Origin of the sequence: Alkalicoccobacillus porphyridii (assembly GCF_007293315.1) — a bacterium.
GTDB classification, from domain to species: domain Bacteria; phylum Bacillota; class Bacilli; order Bacillales; family Bacillaceae_D; genus Alkalicoccobacillus; species Alkalicoccobacillus porphyridii.
On the sequence record NZ_VLXZ01000009.1, the window covers coordinates 121741 to 141761 of the forward strand.

Consider the following 20021-nt stretch of genomic DNA (forward strand, 5'->3'; position numbering starts at 1 on the left):
TCAATCATTTAATCGGGAGGTTATGAGATGAACACGAATATACCAAAAACCAAGCCTTCTGAACCCTCACCTGCCACAAAAAAATCAAAACGTTCGAATGAAAATCTAACTGGCTGGTTATTTGCATCTCCTTGGGTCATCGGATTGCTTCTATTTTTCGCTTATCCTCTCCTCTCATCTGTTTATTACAGCTTTACAGATTACAGCATCTTTCAGGCAGGGGAATTTATAGGTCTGGCCAATTATCGAGAACTTATGACAGATGAGTTATTTTGGATCTCTATTTGGAACACAGTGTATTTCGCCGTCTTCTTTGTTCCTTTGAGTATCATATTTGGAGTCGCCTTAGCGATGATCCTCAATATGAAAATCAAAGGGATGGCTGTGTATCGAACGATTTTCTTTCTACCTACCCTTGTACCGCATGTGGCATTGGCGATTCTATGGATTTGGTTGTTGAACCCAGAATTCGGACTTATCAATAATGCACTAAATCTTATTGGTATTCAGGGCCCCCCGTGGCTAGGTAGTTTATTTTGGGCGAAGCCTTCGTTAATCCTGATGTCCTTATGGGGGATTGGCCAGGCAGTGATTATTTATCTTGCTGGCCTTTCAGACATTTCTGAAGAATATTATGAGGCAGCTGATGTAGATGGTGCCAGCTTTCTTCAGAAGACCTTTAAAATCACAATTCCGTTATTAACACCTGTCATATTCTTTAATCTCGTTATGGGATTCATTGGTGCATTCCAGCAATTTACGCTACCATACACGATGACTAACGGTTCGGGTAGTCCAGCTGACGCCTTAACATTCTATGTGATGTATCTTTACGACAATGCCTTTAACTATTTTAGAATGGGATACGCCTCAGCAATGGCATGGATTCTTTTCTTTATTATTATGAGCTTGACTGCATTTGTGTTCTGGAGCTCCAAACGATGGGTTCATTATCAAGGATAATAAAGGAGGCAAATTATGAGTGCCCTAGCTAAAAAACGGATGCAAAGTATCTATGCTCACTCTGTTCTAATCTTTGCCTCCATTCTTTTTCTCATTCCTTTTATTTGGATGGTATCAACATCTTTAAAGCCATTAACGCAAGTGTTTACGATTCCACCCGAGTTTCTTCCTGAGCCTATTCAATGGCAGAACTATGTAGAAGCTACGGAGTACATCCCTTTTTGGCAATACACCTTTAATACAGCCATTATTACCATAATGAGTACGATCGGCGTTGTGATCAGTTGTCCGCTTGTTGCTTATAGCTTTGCCAAGTTAAAATGGCGTGGACGTAACACTTTGTTTGTTATTACCATTGGTGTCATGATGATTCCAGCACAGGTAACAATGATTCCTCTATTTTTGCTTTTTAATGAGCTTGGATGGGTTGGAACAAATCTACCTCTGATTGTTCCTGCGTTTTTTGGTGTACCTTTCTCAATCTTTTTACTTAGGCAATTTTTTAAAGGGCTGCCTGATACCCTACGTGAAGCAGCAAAAATTGATGGCGCCAGTGAATGGCGAATTTATTGGCAAATCATGTTCCCTTTAGCTAAGCCAGCCGTGCTAGCAATTGCGTTATTCCAATTCATGGCGTCATGGACCGATTTCCTTGGCCCACTTATTTATCTGACAAATGAAGCTTCTTATACACTTTCGTTAGGTCTTCAGCAATTCCAGAATCAACAAGGCTCTCAGTGGCATATGATGATGGCTGTCTCCACAATGATGACCTTACCAATTATTATCCTCTTTTTCTTTATGCAGAAGACATTTATTCGAGGCATTACGTTTACAGGTATAAAAGGCTAAAAAAACCGATGAGCTAAGCTCATCGGTTTTTACTACTTATCGACGCATTCCTTCAAAAGGACGTTGAGCTGCATCGCCTAAATCCTTCATCATGTCATTCACTGTATCACGCACATTGTCAAAGGCTTCGCCGTTACGAAGCCTATCATCGGTTTCTTGAACGCGATTAAATGCTTCGTCATCCGTCAGAACTCGAACGTCTTTTCCATTAGTCAGGTTTTTAATTCCGTCCTTAATGTCCTGTTCAAGATCGCCATGATGGTTATCATCCTGCATAACAGCTACAACCACTTGATCGTCATAGACCATTACACGTGAATCTTTCACGCCATCTATTTCGGCAACATGAGTGCGAATGTTTTCAACAGTTTCGCCATCGTAATTATCATCATAATTCATTTCTGAATCATGACCTTGGTTCCGCATGCCATCACGGCTTTCAACACCAAAGCGACTATCACGAGGTAGCTTTTTGTTTTGACCAGTTTCCATGTGAGTGGCTCCGTCATAGATCATACCGTTGTCATCAATCATACCCACACGGTTGTCACCGGTGATTCCACGCGCTAAGCCTTTTCCATGTTGAGTATTTCGATAGCTTGAGCGTTTTACACTGGTTCCATCCATTTTTAGGCCTTGATTATTGGTATATCCATACCCACGTGTGCCACGAAAGTCATTGCCTGCCCCTTGAGATCCAGCTCCATAAAAGCCTGTCCCATAGTTATTCCCACGCATACCAGCATATCCATTATCCGGAGTCATCATATCTGTCACAGGACCTTCTGAATTCATACGTGCCCCGCGATTCATTGACTGAGTGTTTGTTCCTGTGTCATCAGGATTGCCACACGCTCCTAAAAGTCCAGTAGATAAAAGGATAACCGTTGTACAAGTGATCGCTATTTTCTTCATATTTGTTTAGCCTCCTTTCGACTTTATTTTGTCTAAAGGAGGCTATTTCTACTCTGTTAGTTCTTGGGTACGATTAAATGTTAATCCTCATAATCGTCCTGTTCTTTGTATTGATTAAGATGCTCTGTCTGCTGATAACGCGACATTGGCATCATTTGCCCATAAGCATTCATTGTCATCGGTTCCGTAGGCTCTTGTTCGTAATTTGGATGCCCATTTCCTTGATACAACTCAGGTTGAGGCTGCATTCCCCAAGATCCATTAGGTGCATAACCACCTTGATTGTGCCATGGTCCATGATGATGTGGATGATGGTGATGATGTGGTCTTGGTGGTGGACATGGCGCACACCCCGGCATCATTGGGCTAATAGGCGTGTAACAAGGCTGATTCCATTGTGAATTCATTCCTTGTTCTGCAGACGGCCAGCCTTGATTTGGCTGCATCATTTCTGGATGCATATTCGGCATTGGCTGATTTGGATAGTGCATGCCTTGTTGCGCACTCGGCCAGCCTTGGTTTGGTTGCATATAACCTTGCTGTGCACTTGGCCAGCCTTCGTTTGGTTGCATATAACCTTGCTGTGCACTTGGCCAGCCTTCGTTTGGTTGCATATAGCCTTGCTGTGCACTTGGCCAGCCTTGATTTGGTTGCATATTCTCTTGCTGTGCACTTGGCCAGCTTTGGTTTGGTTGCATACTCCCTTGTTGTGCTGTTGGCTTTTTCTGATTTGGTTGCATAGTCCCTTGCTGAGCATTTGGCCATGCTTGGTTCGGCTGTTTCTTTGCTTGCTGCGCACTTGGCTTCTGTTGATTTGGCTGCGTACTTCCTTTTTTTTCTTTATTTACAGACTCCATTTTTTTTGCAGGTTTCATCTCAGGTGCAACTGGTGGTGGAGGAGTATTTGGCTTTTGTTGCATATAGATATTCATATTTGCTTGATAATTTTTCTGTGTTTCTTTCACTGGTTTATGTGGCATCATCACTGGTTGAGGTTGCGCCTTTGGTTTAACAGTAGGTTTGATTGCTTCTTTTTTGGGTTTTGACTCTACTTTGATCTGTTCTTTTTTACTTTCTTTTGGCTTCATCGTTTCCTTTGAGTAATCCTTAGCTTGACCTGCTTCCTTTTTGACTGCTACACTCCCTGATGGAATTTTTATTTTCATCCCTGGCATAATCATGTCTGGATTAGCTAATTGGGAGTTAGCCTTCTTTAACTCATTAAAGTCTACACCATAGCTTTTGGAAAGCTTCCAAAGTGTGTCTCCTTTTTGTACAATGTGTATTTTCACCTTATCAACCCCTTCTTAGTCATCCGTTTATCTTATGCGGGACTTGGGCAAATTGCTACATGTCATCATTCATCTGTCGTCAACATTGTATGACGTAATCTAAAAAGTTAGACCGAAAAAACGTGAAATAAAACTGGGTCATGCTATAATTATAAGAATGAGAACTGGTTAAAATGAGGTGAAATCATGACAAAAGGAGATAAATTACCTGGAGAGAAACGTCGCCAAGCGATTATTCAGTGGTTAGGTGAGAACAACGCTCCTATTACCGGAAGTGAACTCGCAAAACGTTCAGGTGTAAGCAGACAAGTCATTGTACAAGATATTTCTTTACTTAAAGCTAAAAGCTATGACATATTTGCAACATCGCAGGGATATATGCTACTTCCTAAAGCCACTTCACAGGTAACAACAAAGCTGTTAGCCTGTAAACACGATTTTTCTCACACCATTGATGAGCTTTATATTATGGTTGATCACGGTTTATTCGTACGTGATGTAATCATAGAGCACCCGTTATATGGTGAGCTCACTGCCTCGCTAATGATACAAAGTAGACAGGATGCAGATCAATTTTATGAAAACATGAGGCAATCAAAAGCTTCCCTGCTCTCCGCTTTAACGGAAGGTATTCATCTCCATACCGTTGAAGCCGAACATGCCTCACAAATTGAGTTAGCCAGTCAAGCTTTAGAAAAAGCAGGAATTTTACTGAAAGAAACGGATTAATCTTACATAACATAGAAAAGCCAAACAATGTTGTGAGTCTAACCACATCTTTGTTTGGCTTTTCTTATTAAATTTATATGTTAAACAACTCTAAGATCAGTTAACGAATAACATGTATAGCTGCCAAGAAGCTCAACTTTACAGCCTAGCACTTCAAGCTCTGAAATTGCACCAGGTATGAGAATATCATCCATCTTTTGATCAATATCAATAATGAAATAATAATTTCCTAACCCTGTTTTTGTTGGTCTGGATTCAATTTTAGATAAATTGAGTTTCCGCCATGCAAAAGCAGATAACACTTGATGTAGCGCGCCAGTATAATCTTCGGGTAAGGTAATCATTAGTGTTGTACGGTCACTAATTTTGTAGGGACCTTCAACTTGATGTGTATCACCTGGACGCCCTAATACAAGAAATCTCGTACGATTGCTACTATAATCTTGAATGTCTTTGTGAACAATGGTTAATCCATATTCCTTGGCCGCAAGCTCGTTTGCTATACAGGCAGCTGGCACCTCAGGGTTAGTCGACAGCCACTCGGCAGCTGAACCAGTAGAGTTCGTATACTCAAGCTGCGAGTCTGGATAGGTCTCTTTTAAGAAATCATGACATTGTGCTAATGCATGGGGATGAGACAATACTCGCTCAGGCACGTTTCCCTTTTCCAATTGAATAGGATGCATTAAAAACTGTTGGGCAATGGTCACCGTTACGCCTGCAATGATAGGCAAACGCTGCTTATGAATTAAATAATCGAGCGTCAAATTAACCGAGCCCTCTATTGTGTTCTCGATTGGCACAACAGTGAGGTCAATTTCATTTGTTGATACTTTGTCCATGCTAAGCGGAATGGTCTGGCAAGGAATTAACTCCTTGTCTGGAAAGAGCGCACGCGCAGCCATTTCTGTAAATGTTCCTCTTGGTCCTAAAAATCCGACTTTCATGTCATACTCTTCCTTTCTCATCCTGAGCCAGCTAGTTCCACTTTCTCAACTGCATTAAGCTGTTTCATTCTTTCAAATAATTCATCCAACTGCATGTTAATCGGTGCAGTATCAATCGATAAAGTAATATGCGCTCTGCCTTGTAAGGGTATCGTTTGATTTATCGTTAGAATATTCGCCCCAGTATCAGCCACAACTGCTAATAAATCCGACAGTGTTCCTGATTTATCTAACAAATTAATTGATAAGGTAACAATCTTTTCCTTAGCCATTGCATGAAAAGGAAAAATTCCGTCTTTATATTTATAAAAGGCACTTCTACTTAAGCCAACTTTTTGAGCGGCTTCATTTATCTTTTTTGCTTCGCCGGATTGGAGCATAGCTTTTGCTTCCAATGTCTTCAACATAGCATCAGTTAAAATATCCTCTCTAATCAGGAAGAACCTTCTCGCTGACATCTGTCAAAATCATCTCCCTACATTCAACGCTGTTCATACAGAGTGTACAAACGTACTTCCCCCATTATAGGAGCTGTATGGTTATTTGACAACTAATAACCAAAGGACGCGTATGGATTAAAAAATCCGAACAATACGTCATGGCTTGACGTGTTGTTCGGATACGAGTAACTACTAAACCTACGCCTAAGACATCTATGATGCTCTATTCGATAAATTCAAATTCATAATTCAGGATGCGCACAAGCTCCCCGTTTTGAGCGCCACGCTCTCGCAATGCTGCATCCACACCCATTTTCCGAAGTTGACGAGCGAATCGTCGTACCGATTCATCACGTTGAAAATCAGTCATTTTAAATAAACGCTCTAGCTCTGCTCCAGCAACCTCGTAAACCCCATCATCACCACGTGTTATAATAAAAGGTTCCTTCCGTTTTTCGTGCTTATATAGAACTCGAGTTTCTTCTTCCGACTCTTCATAAAGGGGGAACTGTGGAGCTTTTTCCAGCTCATCTGCAATTTGCTGTAAAAGACCTTTTAAGCCATCCTTCGTCAGAGCGGAGATTGGAAAGATCGGAGTCTCTTCATTTAATTGTTCTTTAAAGGCTGATAAGTTCTCTTCGGCCTCAGGCATATCCATTTTGTTAGCCACAATAAGCTTTGGACGCTCTGTTAAACGAAGATTGTACTGCTTCAGTTCCTCCTGAATGTTCAGATAGTCCTGATAAGGGTCACGCCCCTCCATCGCTGCCATATCAATGACATGAACAATAACGCGTGTTCGTTCAATATGACGGAGAAATTGATGACCTAGTCCGGTACCCTCATGAGCTCCCTCAATTAAACCAGGTAAATCAGCCATTACAAAGCTACGGTGATCCGCTGTTTCTACCACCCCTAAGTTTGGAGCCAAGGTTGTAAAGTGATAATCACCTATCTTTGGCTTTGCTGCTGATACAACCGATAATAACGTTGATTTGCCCACGCTCGGAAATCCAACCAAACCTACGTCCGCTAAAAGCTTAAGCTCAAGTGAGACCTCTCGTTCCTGACCAGGCTCACCATTCTCTGCCGTATCTGGCGCTGGATTAGCCGGTGTAGCAAAACGTGTATTTCCTCGACCACCTCGACCACCTTTAGCGATAACCGCCTTCTGACCAGCCTCCGTTAAATCCGCTAAAATCTGACCTGTAACTATATCAATAACCGTTGTACCCGGTGGCACCTTAACAATCATATCCTGCGCATTAGCACCATGTTGATTTTTCGGGCGTCCGTTATCTCCCTTTGGTGCCTTAAAATGGCGATTGTAACGAAAGTCCATTAATGTTCTTAATCCCTCTTCCACTACAAATACAACACTGGCTCCACGTCCACCATCACCACCAGCAGGTCCACCGTCAGGAACGTATTTCTCTCTTCGGTAAGAGACTTGACCATTCCCACCGTCTCCTCCTTTAACAAAAACCTTAACCTTATCCACAAACATCTTTGCTTTCACCTCTAGTTTGTATTCAGCTACAGCCGATTACGATTCATTTATTAAAATACTCAATATACACTCATATTCAGTCTGCTGCAGCAAACTGAGCCTTATTCCATCTTTAGATGCATTTGTAATCGCATCGTCCCAATTACTTTCTTTTAAATCTGTTTTACCTGCATACTCAAACATTATTTTGAAATCATTTTTATAGAAGGTAAAGCTAATTAATAGGCTGTTCTCAATGGCTAGCGATGAGGCATTAGAAAGAATGTCAGTAATCGCTTTAAACGTATTTAGAAGCCGTTGATCCCAATCTGTTAAAGTAAATTCTTCTCCTTCTACATGATAACTAAGCTTTACCTTTTGGCTTGACCAGTTATAGCCAATTAAAAAAAGCGTTAACTCAGGTGCAGATATATTAAACAACTTACTTTCGTTTAAAGAATGATCCGTTGTTTGCTGAATAATGTCTTCGATCCTTTCGTAATGTCCAAGTGCTAGATTGCCTTTAATGAGTTGAATCACATTGAGCCAATCATGTCTGGTATGTTTAAGTGCTAAAATGATATCCTCATGTTTGCTCATGAAAACGCTCCTTGTGTGCAGATGGGATAGAAAGAGTCGTCAAGTGTACAAACCATTTTATCATAGAATATCTTGTGCAAACAGAAAACGAAGACAAATATTATTTCTATTGAAAAGTTCATGCACAAAAAAACGTTAAAACACTATACAAAAATAATAAATACTTCGATTTGTCAAGCGATTATTTATTTTAGTCAAAAAAGATTCACAAAAAGCCTTTACACAATATTATCCATTCTGTATACTTTACGTTGTAAGTTAAACTTTGAAGAAGGGAGCTGAGCAACATGATGATGCTAAAAACGCTAACTCAAAAATTTAATATGAATACTGCTCATGCCCACATTCTTCTTGAAGAAAACGACTACTAAAATTGTGCTACTCTAACTAAGAGTATATTAGTCACAGGGATGATGCTCCCTGCGGCTTTTTTAAACCCGCAGAATAAACTGCGGTTTTTTTGTGCACTTTTTTATTAGTAATAATTTGAATAGGAGGTATTATTATGCACGGAATGAACAACAGATCAGTACTAGATTGGTACAAGAAGGTGAAAGGTCTCACCTGAAGTACGGAATGAACAGAGAGACAGGAGGAACCAAACGTGGTCGTACATTTTATTTTTTTCACAATTGTGATTAAGAAACGCCGATATTCACAGGCTGAGTTAGAACAGTTCGCGAGACACCAGCGTCTAACAGAGCAGCTTGAAATTGAACGCGCGAAACATTATTTATACAGATAAAAAGAAGCGGACAGATGATGTCCGCTTCTTTTTTTAGCTAATAACAGATTGAGCAGCTTTCACTCCCTGATCAATACAGTCAGGTAAGCCGACTCCTTCTAAGCCCGCACCTGCAAGATATAATCCAGGTAAATGCATCTCGATATCTTCTCGCATTTTTTCCAGTCTAAATGTATGTCCGACCTGATAGTGTGGGTTCGACCAACGACTAACATAATAAAAATCAGGTTCACAGTCGATCTGCATAACGTTAGTCAAATCCTCAAGAACGGTTTGGATAATCGTCTCATCCGATTGACCCACAATTTCTGTATGGCCTGGTTTTCCTACATAACAACGAAGAATGACTTTTCCTTCCGGAGTGGTATGTCGCCATTTTTTGCTGGTCCACGTACAGGCAGTGATGTTGTACTCGCTTTTTCTTGATACAACAAATCCTGTTCCCTCTTGCTCTTGATGAACAGCATTCTCTGGAAACACCATAGCCACGGTAGCAACAGATGACATAGTCATTTCCTTAAAATAGTTAAAGTACGGATAATGACCTAGTAATTCCGCTGTTTTTGGAGGAGGTGTGGTCACAATGACCTCATCAAATCGTTCTTCTTCCTCATTGGAATAAGTCAAAATAAACGAGTGCTCTTTTTTTGTGATTTTTTTCACATTTTTATTCAAGAGAACACTACTCGCATTTAATTCATTAGCTACCGCTTCAACTAAGGATTCAAGACCGTTTTGTAATGTAGCGAACATCCCTGTTTTTTTGCCTTGGTTAGAAGCCTTAGAGCGTGTATGTTTAAAACCTCTCATTAATCCCTGATGTGTTTCCACCATTTTCTGAAATTGAGGAAACGTTGCTTTTAAGCTGAGCTTATCCATATCTCCGCCATAGATCCCAGATAGGAGTGGCTCAATTAGATGATCTACCACTTCATTCCCTAGCCTTTTACGAAAGAAATAGCCTACTGATACATCCTCATCTGCTTTAATCGTAGAAGGCACTATTAGATCTCCTAAGGCACGTATCTTCCCTAGTGGACTGAATAGCTTTGTAGTCGCAAACGGTGTGAACTTGGTTGGAACCCCCATCACTGCCCCTTCTGGCATTGGATATAATGTTCGTTCCTTTAAAATATAAGCTTGCCCAGTATCATTAGAAACAAGGTCGCCATCTAACCCAACTTCTGTAATGAGCTTAGTCATGCTTTGCTTTCGCTTTAAGTAAGAGTCGGGACCAGCCTCAATAATGAAGCCGTCCCTCTGATGCGTTCTAATCTTACCACCGAGCCGGTTTGACGCTTCAATTAGCTTGTACTCAATCTCAGCGTCGCCTCGTTGATTTGCTTTTTCCAATTCATACGCCGCGGCTAAGCCTGTAATCCCGCCTCCGATGATGGCCACTTTTTTTTTCACAAAGCGTCCCTTCCTTCAATCAGCTTTTGATGGACAACGGTAGCCAAACAAAGAAGAAATTCAGGCTGGTCATTTGGCATCGCTGGGCGATAATAGTCCACACCAAGCTCATCCGTTACGACCTTACACTCATAATCGTTGTCGAAGAGAACTTCAAGGTGATCAGCGACAAAACCTACCGGACAGTAGACAAAGGCCTCATAGCCTTTTTCGTGATATAAATCACGTGTTAAATCCTGAACATCTGGTCCAATCCAAGGCTCCGGGGTATTCCCAGCACTTTGCCAACCAACCTCATAATGAGTGATACCTGCTTTTTCTGCAATTAGATCTGCGGTTTCCTGCAATTGATCTGGGTATGGATCTCCAGCCGCAATGATCTTCTCAGGCAAGCTGTGCGCTGAAAAAATAACACAGGTTTTTGACTTGTCCTTTACTTTATCCATCGTTTCTTTAATTTGTGTGGTCCAATAATCTAAAAATCTCGGCTCTTTATACCAGCTCTCTACACTATGAATCGTTAAGCCTCCAAGTCTCTCGGCCTCAGCCTGGGCTCTGCCATTATACGATTTCACACTAAAGGTTGAAAAGTGAGGAGCCAGCACAATACTTACTGCTTCCTCTACTCCATCCTTGACCATCTCAGCTACTGCATCCTCAATAAATGGTGTAATGTGTTTTAAACCTAGATAGGCCTTTACATCGTAGTCCTCCAGCATTTCATTGAGTAAGTCTTCTAGACCTTTCGCCTGTTGTTCTGTAATTCTAGCTAAGGGACTAAGACCACCAATGGCTTCATACCGGTCCATTAGGTCTGTCAATGCCTCTTCACTCGGCTTTCTTCCCCGTCGAATATGAGTATAATATGGTTCTACATCTTCCTTCGAACGTGGTGTTCCGTATGCCATTACGAGTATTCCAAGTTTCTTCTTCACGATGATAACTCCTTTTACCTACTTTATAATTGCTGAGATTGTTTGTATGACGCAGAGTAATCGTGCACAAAGGCTGTTAGCTTTCGTAACACAGCTGGGTCCACTTCCGGAAATACGCCATGACCTAAATTAAACACAAAATGATTCGTTTTCATGCCCTCATCAAGAATTGCTTTTGCCTTCTCTTCAATGACTGACCAAGGGGCAAGTAATAAAGAGGGATCTAAGTTTCCTTGTACCGTTTTTGTAATACCTTTTTTTCTTGCCTCAGCGATAGGTAATCTCCAATCAAGACCAACCACATCAAGAGGGAGGTTATGCCATTCTTCAGCTAAATGTCCAGCTCCCACTCCATGCATGATGAGCGGAACACCTTCAGGGCGAAGCTCAGTGAAAATCCGTTGCATAACCGGTTTAATAAAGGTCACATAGTCCTCACGACTTAACGTGCCCACCCAGGAGTCAAATAATTGAATGGCCTGCGCTCCAGCCTTAATCTGCGCCTTAACATACGCAATCGTCACTTCGCCAAGCTTATCCATTAACAGGAACCATGCCTCAGGATCTGAATACATAAACGCTTTTGTTTTATGATAATTTCTTGAAGGTCCGCCCTCAATCATATAGCTCGCAAGGGTGAACGGAGCACCTCCAAAGCTAATTAATGGTACATCCAGCTGCGTTCTAAGTAACTTAATTGTATCAAGTACATAATCAACATCTTTTTCCGGTTCAATCATGCCAAGTCTCTCAACATCTGACTTTGATTGAATTGGATTATGTATAACTGGTCCAATACCAGACTTTATTTCCACATCCACACCAATAGCAGGAAGCGGTGTCATTATATCTTTATATAAAATCGCCGCGTCATTTTGATATTGATCCACCGGTAGCTTTGTTACATATGCACAGAGCTCAGGCTGGTGCGTAATCTCAAACAACGAGTATTTTTCTTTAATTTTCCGATACTCTGGCTGCGACCTACCAGCCTGTCTCATGTACCATACCGGAACATGATCATGTGCTTCACCTCTGCACGCCTTCAAAAATGTATCATTCCACTGCTTATCTTTCATAACGTCCACCCCTCTTTACATCCAACACCTAAAGCTATTGATAATAACTCTAGTTTACTTTATTTCAAATAGAAAAGCATTTCTCGCGCCTAATCCTCTCCTATCACTATAATAACCATGAGTTCCAATGTATACACTTAACGAATAACTGTCATAAATTTGATGAATTAGATGCTGCTTATGTTTGATGGGGAGGTAGGGATGGAGAGGTTGGCAGGGTTGAGAAGTTTTTGTTGAGGTGCGGTGAGGTGCGGTGAGGTGCGGTTTTCTCGATATAGTGAGCTCTTTCCCGATATCCGGTTCTCTTTCCCGATATCCGGTTCTCTTTCCCGATATCTGCTTCTCTTTCCCGATATCTGCTCCTCTTTCCCGATATCCGCTTCTCTTTCCCGATATCTGCTCCTCTTTCCCGATATCCGCTTCTCTTTCCCGATATCCGACTCTCTTTCCCGATATCTGCTTCTCTTTCCCGATATCTGCTCCTCTTTCCCGATATCCTCTCCTCTTTCCCGATATCCGCTTCTCTTTCCCGATATCCTCTCCTCTTTCCCGATATCTGCTTCTCTTTCCCGATCATCCATCCTTCCCGCCGCTTTCCCATCTCTCGCGCCGATTCTTCCTCTCCTCCCGCCGCTTTCCCATCTCTCGCGCCGATTCCTCCTCTCCTCCCGCCGCTTTCCCATCTCTCGCGCCGATTCTTCCTCTCTTCCCGCCGCTTTCCTACCTCTCGCGCCGATTCTTCCTCTCTTCCCGCCGCTTTTCCTCCTCTCCCGCCGATTCCTCCTCTCCTCCCGCCGCTTTCCCATCTCTCGTGCCGATTCTTCCTCTCCTCCCGCCGCTTTCCCATCTCTCGCGCCGATTCCTCCGCCCTTCCCGCCGCTTTTCCATCTCTCGCGCCGATTCCTCCTCTCTAACCTAACCTAACCCACTCCAATACAAAAACCGGTGGATCCATCCACCGGTTTTATCAATTAATTCAACGAAAATCCTAGATTAAATTCTGCTTCTGCTAAATTTGAAGCTTCTCCTTCTATTCCTGCTTGATTGTCATAGGGGACGACTTCGTAGGTTTTTGAGGAGAATGGATTTAGTCGTGATAATGTGTAGGATCCGCCTTCTACGTTGGATGCTATTCGTTCACGCTCTCCTCGGTGGACCTCATAGATATTGTAACGGACTCGCTCATCGTCAGAGGCTGTCCATTCTAAATCGACACTTAACAGACCCTTACCTCCAACCCTCATCTTGGCTTGAAGATCTTCTATAGCTAATAGTGGTACGGGAGGCGATAGATCGTCTACTCCTTCTGGTTTCTCAAATGCGACATCACGAAGCTCAGTTGGGAGCTCATTCACAATATCCTTAAATAGAACGGTTGGGTAAGAGCTTCCCTCTCTTAGGTAGTGGTCTTGATTAGTCGTATCATACCCCATCCAAACCGCTCCTACTACGGTTGGTGTATAACCGACAAACCAGGCATCTGTTGCTCCCCCTTCGACTCCATCAAAGGATGTGGTTCCCGTTTTTCCAGCTAGAGGTGTTTGCACAGTACCAGCTGTTCCTGTTCCGTCAGTAATTACGGATTCGAGCATGCGTGTCATATTCCATGCATTTTGTTTAGAGATGACCTCTGTTTGTACAGGGCTGGCTGCGCCAATTTTTTCTCCGCTATGATCATATAATTCTTTGATAAAATATGGTTCAATGATTCGCCCTTCTTCATTAAAGGCACGATAGGCTTTTGTTAATTGATAAGGTGTGACCCCTTCTCTTAAGCCACCTAACGCGATGGCTAATCTGTGGTCGGAGATTTTAAAGCCAAATTTCCCGATCATGTCCAATGAACGATTAATTCCTAGTTCATTCAATAACCAAACTGCCGGAGCGTTTGCTGATTGCACCAGCGCATCATACATGGTCAGCTCACCTTGGTACTGATGATTATAATTTTTCGGTCGATAATTATCATATGCCAATAACTCATCCCGAAGCATAGAATATGGACTCCAAACTCCTGATTCAAGTGCGGGTGCGTAGACCGAGATTGGTTTAAAAGTGGAACCGGGCGAGCGTTTGACATTCACACGATTAAGGCCAAGGCGTACATAATCTCTACCACCCTGAACCGCTAGCACGCCTCCTGATTCACTATCCATTAGCATTACGCTTGCCTGAGCATCCTCGTTCCCTTCAGGAAAATAAACATCGTTCTGCAGCAAATCATATGTGGTTTGCTGTAACGATCGATCCATAGGTACCACAATTCGGTACCCTCCAGTCATCAACTCTTCTTGAGAAAGCTGATATCGACTTTCCGCTTCATCCATTACCATATCAATGTACGTATACAGCGGCTCATCCTTCACTGGATTTTGCAGATCTAATGCAATCGTTTTTCCTTTTGCTCGCACACTTTCGTCGGCTGTAATAAATCCTTGATTCTGCATAAGTGTTAGAATTAAATCTCTTCGCTCTTTACTCCTATCTATATCGTTGATAGGAGAATAGCTGTTTGGTGCTTTAGGAAGCCCGGCAAGCAATGCCCCTTCATCTACAGTCAGCTCACTAACATCTTTATTAAAATATAGTTTAGAAGCGGATTGCAGTCCGTAAGCTCCATGTCCAAAATAGATTTGATTTAAGTACATTTCAAGAATTTCATCTTTACTATATCTACGTTCTAAATTTATAGAAATAAAGACTTCTTTTATTTTTCGAAGCCACGATTTTTCATTCGTCAGAAATACATTTTTCGTCAGCTGCTGCGTAATGGTGCTTCCACCCTCAGCTTTTCCACCGGCCGCAAAATTCCGATAAGCCGCTCTTCCTATGGAACGGAAATCGATGCCCGAATGCTCATAGAACCGATTATCTTCTACAGCTACAAACGCCTCTTGCACATGTTCTGGAATATCATCTATGGATACTGGCTGTCTATTTTCTACATAAACTCTTGTAATTAAGTTTCCCGATTCATCTACTAATGCACTTGAATTATTCATCACAAGTTTTTCATTATCAATTACATAATTTCCAGCTAATATGACAATGGCATATACGAGTAAGCCGGTTAAAAGGGCTGAACCAGCAAGGAGTACATAAGTTAGTATTTTTCTTAGCAATGTTGATCCCCCTTTTCTTACAGGTAGCATGCCCTTATTTCTACATATTACTAAAGCTAGCTACTCCACCAATCCGTGACGATGTGCGTATATCGCTATCTGTGTTCGATCGTCTAAATCAAGCTTGTGTAAAATGTTACTGACATGTGTTTTAACTGTTTTGATCCCGATAAACAGGGAATCTCCTATTTCTGAGTTGGTTTTTCCATCGCCAATTAGCATAAGGACATCCAGCTCTCTCGCTGTTAATTCTTCATGTAAAAGCTTAATTTGATCGGTTCTCATCTTATTCATCATTTTTGTGGCAACCTTTGATTCAACAACGGGCTCACCATTTGCAGCTGCTCGAATGGCTTTAGCAATGTCAGCAGCTTGAGAGGTTTTTAGTAAATAGCTAAAAGCCCCCGCCTCAATCACTGGGTAGACCATGTCATCATCTATGAAACTAGTTAACACAATGATCTTACTGTCCGGCTTCTTTTTCATAATCGCTTTTGTTGCTTCGATTCCATTCATGTTCTCCATGACCAAATCCATTAAAATAACATCAACGTCATGCTCTAATGCATGCGCAGTTCCACTTTTCCCATCTCCCGCTTCTCCTATTACTTCAATATCTGGTTGAGTGGATAGATAGGCACTCAAGCCCATTCGCACCATTTCATGATCATCAATTAATAGAACTTTAATCATCCAGGTTCTTCCTCCATGCTAAAGGGATTTTGGCCTCGATTTGCGTGCCCTTGCCTTTGACTGACTTTACTTGAAGCATGCCACCAATCTCGTTCATTCGTTCTCTCATTGTCTGGAGCCCGTAAGAGCCTTGACTAATCTCAGCTGGATCAAAGCCTTTTCCGTTATCAATAATACTTAGCTTCCACTCAGACTTTCCTGCCTTTAATAAGCATTCAACCTTTGTGGCTTCAGCATGCCTGAGAATATTCGAGAAGGCTTCTTGAACCATTCGAAAAAGCTGGTCCTCAAATCCTTGAGGCAACTCGTGCTCCTCTTCAATATCATGAATGACTTGTAATTCTTGTTTCTCTTCCATTTCTAAAAAAAGTTGATGCAAGCCTTCTTTTAAACTTCTTCCCTTTAGTTGCGTCGGTCTTAAATGTAGAAGTAGGCTTCTCATTTCAGATTGAGCGAGGTTTGCCATTCGCTCCACACTTTTTAGCTGTGTCATATTAATTTCTCTCGTTGACTCTGCGCCCTCTTTAATAGCTGCCATCATCATGGAAATCGCAAAAAGCTGCTGACTAACCGCGTCATGAAGCTCCCGGGCTAGCCGCTGTCGTTCTTCTGTAACGGCCGCTCGTTTAACAGAGTCTTGCATCGTCGCATTTCGAGTAGACAGCCTTTGGAGAGAAGCTACCTGCTCTTCCACGTGCTCAGCCATACCATTCATTCGGGTAACAAGCTCGGAAAGCTCATCATCTCCATCTATACGGATCCGATGAGAATAGGTTCCACGTTCATATAACGCAGCTCCGTGCAAAACTGATTCCAGTCTTCGCTTCAATGGATCTGCCAAGAGCAATCCACTTACTATTCCAGAGACTAAAATTAGGATGAGAATCCAGAGAAGTAATGGCATACCTAACAAATTACGATCTAGCAAAACGAAGAATCCGCGGTTTTCTTCGTTTGTCAGCATGAGAATAACTAAAACTGTAAGAAGCAGTGAGTGAATGAGGCCATGCTTAACGAACTGCCATAGAAAGCTGGAGAAACGTTTTTTCATATCGCCCGTACCTTCACCGATCCCAATGCACAGGACAGAACCAGCTTCACTTTCCTGACGTTATGCTCATATGAAGGGGAACGCATTAACACGGTTTGATTCACACCAGAATGCTTCGATTGAAGAATAGAGCAGTCACCAGCAAGTACAAACGATTGAATAGAATACCCTAAATCCTCAGGAATGTAAATTTGAATATCACCGATCACATTTTGAACAATAATTAATGTTTCACCCTCGGGAATAATGGCTTTTGTTAGATCAATACGTACGTCTCCCATCCCATTCCAAATGGTCATGTCTTTTAAATCAAAGGATGATTGTGTATATCGAACCTCACCGAGAAAGCTTTTTCTAACAAACGTATGCTGTTCCATACTAGACTGAATGACTGGTTCTTCATTCTTCGCTGGTACTCCCTCGGTCTCACTTTTTATTTCTTTCTTCTTAGATCGTTTCTGTTTTTTCTTAGGTGTGGAGCCTTTATCTGATTTCACCATTTTCCAGCCAAAATAGAATAGACCCAGTGCTATAAATAAAGAAAAGAAATCAATATGCAATAATTGCCCAAAGAAAATAACGATAGCTATTAGGAAAAATAATCGGCTGAGCTTTCGCTTTTGTTTTTTAACAAAAAATACCCCTAAGACAAGGAAGATCAAGGGGGCTACAAAAGAATTGGAAAAGAAGGAGAGAGTATTAAATAAGATAATGAGACCAACTGCTGCAAAAATACTCCCTATAATTGTCCTGCGCATGACCTTCCCTCCCTGCTTATGATGACTATCTTACTCGATTGTAATATTTCCTGAAAGGGTCGATATGTTCATACGATATTGCCCTTCACCAATTGTACTACTATATTCTCTTGCTTGTATGGTGGAGCCTTGGTTAAATAGGGTTCCACTAAGTGTTTCAATATGGTAATTTGCGTTTAATTCAGGTGCAGAAATAAATACATCTCCAGAAACCGTATCAACCGCCACCTCTTCCTGACCATCATGATACTCAAAACGAATATTACCACTGACGGTGTCAGCCTTTACTTCTTCACTGATGATCCCCTGTGCATTTATACCGCCCGAAACGGAATCAATTTGCAAGGAATTCATCTGTAACAATCCATTGTTTGAAAAACTGCCGGATACCAGGTTCATCTCAAAATCGTCTAACATTACATCTCCATCAATAAGAACCTCACCAGATACCGAATCTATGGTTAAATCCTCAGAGTAGCTGCTTGGTAAATAAACAATGGCTTCCCTGTCTTTTAATTCACCAAAAAAGGATGGAAACCACCTAAATCCTTTTTGTTCTGTTAACACCTTTAGCTTATTCCCCTGTCGTTTCACATCAAAGATTCCACGAACCTCTTTGCCTGAGATACTTATCGTGAGCTCATCCTCTTCAACAGGTATAACTGTCCAATTAACGGCTTTACTCTCTAATGTTAGCTGTTTAATACCATCCAAATTCTCAGTTACTTCAGAAACCTTGGATGCAGCGTTATTAGAATTGAAAAAAGACGCTGCAGTGACAATTAACAGTATAACACCTACACCCATCATGGCGAAGCCTATCAGCTTTTTCATGTACACACCGCCTTTGTCTATTAGTCACTATATATAATTTTTTCCCATTTCACAAGATAGAAAAGCGAGGTTGCCCTCGCTATATCTCTATCTCTACTTTATGACTTGCGAGAAGCTTTTAATTGTTCAAGCTCTTCTTCTATTTCGGCCTTAAGATCATCATTCTCAATTTCTGCAGCTGCCTGCTTCCATTTGTCCATAATGATGGGATCACTCTCTTTAACATGGCTTACGTGGCTTGTTTTCGCATATAGTTTCTCAAGCTCTGCCCCGGCTCGAGCTGCCTCTTTTTGTTGTTCTAACTCCCGCTGCTCTTCAGCTTTGTGCAGGAGTGAATGCTCCAGCTGCCCGATCTCTTCCTTTAGCTCCAAAATGAAATCCTGATTTTGCTCAATTAATGCGGTGTAGCGCTCTTGCTCCTTTAAGGCTTGTTTCTTTTCTAAAAGCGCTCTTCTCGCAAAGTCCTCTTCTTCCTTATCTAATGCTGCCGCTGCTTGCTCCTGCCTTTTCTCAGCTAGCTTTCCTGCCATATCAATCGAACGTTCAAAGACGCTGTGCATCCGTTCCTGCTTCGAAATCTGGTTTTTTTTCTTTTTAATTGATTCCTTTGTATCACGAATATCCTGCTTCACTAAAGCGAGCGGATCCTCCATACGATCTAACCCTTCATGTACTGATGCTTTTACTAATCGTTGAATTCTAGATGAAATCCCCATACGTAACATCCTCCTTTATTTATTCATAATTTTTGCAAACTCTTCATCAAGCGAGCGTTCTTTTGATTTTACTGAATTAGGCGTGGAATCATAATTGCCATCCATATGCTCTTCATCATCCTTTAAATAACGATAACCAAAGAATAATAATAAACTAGCAATAAAAAATGGAATCAATGCTCCTACTCCACTTAATGTCATAATCCCACCAAGAATGAATAGAGTTAAACTACCTGCTGATAGGCCGCCTTTCGTTTGATATTTCTTATACCCCCAATACAATAGACCAAGACCGATCGCAAAAGGTACAAGACCACCAAGATGAACACCAATCATCCCAAGCAGCATGACCGCACCAATAATCATTAAGACAACACCCAAGCCAGGGTTCTTACGATTTCTCATGTTTTCCTCCTCCTTTCCTTTCGATATACTTATTATAGGAAAG

Annotated in this window: 21 protein-coding genes; 4 read left to right on the forward strand and 17 right to left on the reverse strand. The window is 41.6% G+C overall.

Going from position 1 to position 20021, the window contains the following annotated elements:
• The first annotated feature begins 27 nt into the window (after positions 1 to 27).
• Positions 28 to 963: a carbohydrate ABC transporter permease gene (locus FN960_RS14865; protein WP_143849589.1), complete on the forward strand. Its 936-nt coding sequence runs from the start codon at positions 28 to 30 to the stop codon at positions 961 to 963.
• A gap of 15 nt (positions 964 to 978) precedes the next feature.
• Positions 979 to 1815: a carbohydrate ABC transporter permease gene (locus FN960_RS14870; RefSeq protein ID WP_143849591.1), complete on the forward strand. Its 837-nt coding sequence runs from the start codon at positions 979 to 981 to the stop codon at positions 1813 to 1815.
• Between the two features lie 36 nt (positions 1816 to 1851).
• Here the strand turns inward: FN960_RS14870 and FN960_RS14875 are convergent, their stop codons facing one another.
• Both FN960_RS14875 and safA read right to left on the reverse strand, forming a co-directional pair.
• The gene (locus FN960_RS14875; protein ID WP_143849592.1) at positions 1852 to 2730 is read right to left on the reverse strand and encodes a YhcN/YlaJ family sporulation lipoprotein; all 879 of its coding nucleotides are present in this window, start codon (positions 2728 to 2730) and stop codon (positions 1852 to 1854) included.
• Between the two features lie 80 nt (positions 2731 to 2810).
• Complete coding sequence (gene safA, locus FN960_RS14880; protein WP_143849594.1) at positions 2811 to 4022, reverse strand: SafA/ExsA family spore coat assembly protein; 1212 nt, start codon at positions 4020 to 4022, stop codon at positions 2811 to 2813.
• A gap of 186 nt (positions 4023 to 4208) precedes the next feature.
• On the opposite strand from safA, the gene FN960_RS14885 reads away from it, so the two are divergent.
• A complete protein-coding gene (locus FN960_RS14885) occupies positions 4209 to 4751 on the forward strand; it encodes a transcription repressor NadR (protein ID WP_143849596.1) in 543 nt (180 codons plus the stop codon).
• An 80-nt stretch (positions 4752 to 4831) separates the two neighbouring features.
• Here FN960_RS14885 and pheA read toward each other — a convergent pair whose 3' ends face one another.
• The 4 genes from pheA to FN960_RS14905 all read right to left on the reverse strand — a co-directional run bounded on the left by pheA (position 4832) and on the right by FN960_RS14905 (position 8227).
• Entirely contained in the window at positions 4832 to 5698 is an 867-nt protein-coding gene (gene pheA, locus FN960_RS14890; RefSeq protein ID WP_143849598.1) for a prephenate dehydratase, read from the reverse strand.
• Between the two features lie 17 nt (positions 5699 to 5715).
• Positions 5716 to 6156, reverse strand: coding sequence for a transcriptional regulator ThrR (locus FN960_RS14895; RefSeq protein WP_143849600.1), 441 nt, complete (start codon positions 6154 to 6156; stop codon positions 5716 to 5718).
• Between the two features lie 205 nt (positions 6157 to 6361).
• Positions 6362 to 7645 (reverse strand): GTPase ObgE, encoded by a 1284-nt coding sequence (obgE, locus tag FN960_RS14900; protein WP_143849602.1) that lies wholly within the window; start codon positions 7643 to 7645, stop codon positions 6362 to 6364.
• Between the two features lie 39 nt (positions 7646 to 7684).
• Complete coding sequence (locus FN960_RS14905) at positions 7685 to 8227, reverse strand: Spo0B domain-containing protein (RefSeq protein WP_143849604.1); 543 nt, start codon at positions 8225 to 8227, stop codon at positions 7685 to 7687.
• Positions 8228 to 8831: 604 nt separating this feature from the next.
• Between FN960_RS14905 and FN960_RS14910 the strand changes: the two genes are divergently transcribed.
• Entirely contained in the window at positions 8832 to 8972 is a 141-nt protein-coding gene (locus FN960_RS14910; RefSeq protein ID WP_143849606.1) for a YrzI family small protein, read from the forward strand.
• A gap of 33 nt (positions 8973 to 9005) precedes the next feature.
• On the opposite strand, the gene hemY is transcribed toward FN960_RS14910, so the two are convergent.
• The 11 genes from hemY to FN960_RS14965 form a co-directional block, all read right to left on the reverse strand.
• A complete protein-coding gene (gene hemY / locus FN960_RS14915; RefSeq protein WP_143849608.1) occupies positions 9006 to 10385 on the reverse strand; it encodes a protoporphyrinogen oxidase in 1380 nt (459 codons plus the stop codon).
• Positions 10382 to 11323, reverse strand: a complete 942-nt coding sequence (hemH, locus tag FN960_RS14920) for a ferrochelatase (RefSeq protein WP_143849610.1) — start codon at positions 11321 to 11323, stop codon at positions 10382 to 10384. The genes hemY and hemH overlap by 4 nt, the downstream gene beginning before the upstream one ends.
• Positions 11324 to 11343: 20 nt before the next feature.
• Complete coding sequence (gene hemE / locus FN960_RS14925) at positions 11344 to 12399, reverse strand: uroporphyrinogen decarboxylase (RefSeq protein WP_143849612.1); 1056 nt, start codon at positions 12397 to 12399, stop codon at positions 11344 to 11346.
• A gap of 167 nt (positions 12400 to 12566) precedes the next feature.
• Positions 12567 to 13205 carry a hypothetical protein gene (locus FN960_RS14930; protein WP_143849614.1) on the reverse strand — a complete coding sequence of 213 codons (639 nt, stop codon included), beginning with the start codon at positions 13203 to 13205 and terminating at the stop codon, positions 12567 to 12569.
• Positions 13206 to 13370: 165 nt separating this feature from the next.
• Positions 13371 to 15521: a transglycosylase domain-containing protein gene (locus FN960_RS14935; protein ID WP_260682025.1), complete on the reverse strand. Its 2151-nt coding sequence runs from the start codon at positions 15519 to 15521 to the stop codon at positions 13371 to 13373.
• A 60-nt stretch (positions 15522 to 15581) separates the two neighbouring features.
• A complete protein-coding gene (locus FN960_RS14940; protein WP_143849618.1) occupies positions 15582 to 16214 on the reverse strand; it encodes a response regulator transcription factor in 633 nt (210 codons plus the stop codon).
• The gene (locus tag FN960_RS14945; protein ID WP_143849620.1) at positions 16207 to 17265 is read right to left on the reverse strand and encodes a sensor histidine kinase; all 1059 of its coding nucleotides are present in this window, start codon (positions 17263 to 17265) and stop codon (positions 16207 to 16209) included. Before FN960_RS14945 ends, FN960_RS14940 begins: the two co-directional genes overlap by 8 nt.
• Positions 17262 to 18023 (reverse strand): cell wall-active antibiotics response protein LiaF, encoded by a 762-nt coding sequence (liaF, locus tag FN960_RS14950; RefSeq protein ID WP_143849621.1) that lies wholly within the window; start codon positions 18021 to 18023, stop codon positions 17262 to 17264. The genes FN960_RS14945 and liaF overlap by 4 nt, the downstream gene beginning before the upstream one ends.
• A gap of 30 nt (positions 18024 to 18053) precedes the next feature.
• Entirely contained in the window at positions 18054 to 18857 is an 804-nt protein-coding gene (locus FN960_RS14955) for a DUF4097 family beta strand repeat-containing protein (protein ID WP_143849622.1), read from the reverse strand.
• Between the two features lie 98 nt (positions 18858 to 18955).
• Positions 18956 to 19573, reverse strand: coding sequence for a PspA/IM30 family protein (locus tag FN960_RS14960; protein ID WP_185971052.1), 618 nt, complete (start codon positions 19571 to 19573; stop codon positions 18956 to 18958).
• Positions 19574 to 19588: 15 nt separating this feature from the next.
• Complete coding sequence (locus FN960_RS14965; RefSeq protein ID WP_143849626.1) at positions 19589 to 19978, reverse strand: LiaF transmembrane domain-containing protein; 390 nt, start codon at positions 19976 to 19978, stop codon at positions 19589 to 19591.
• Between the last annotated feature and the right edge of the window lie 43 nt (positions 19979 to 20021).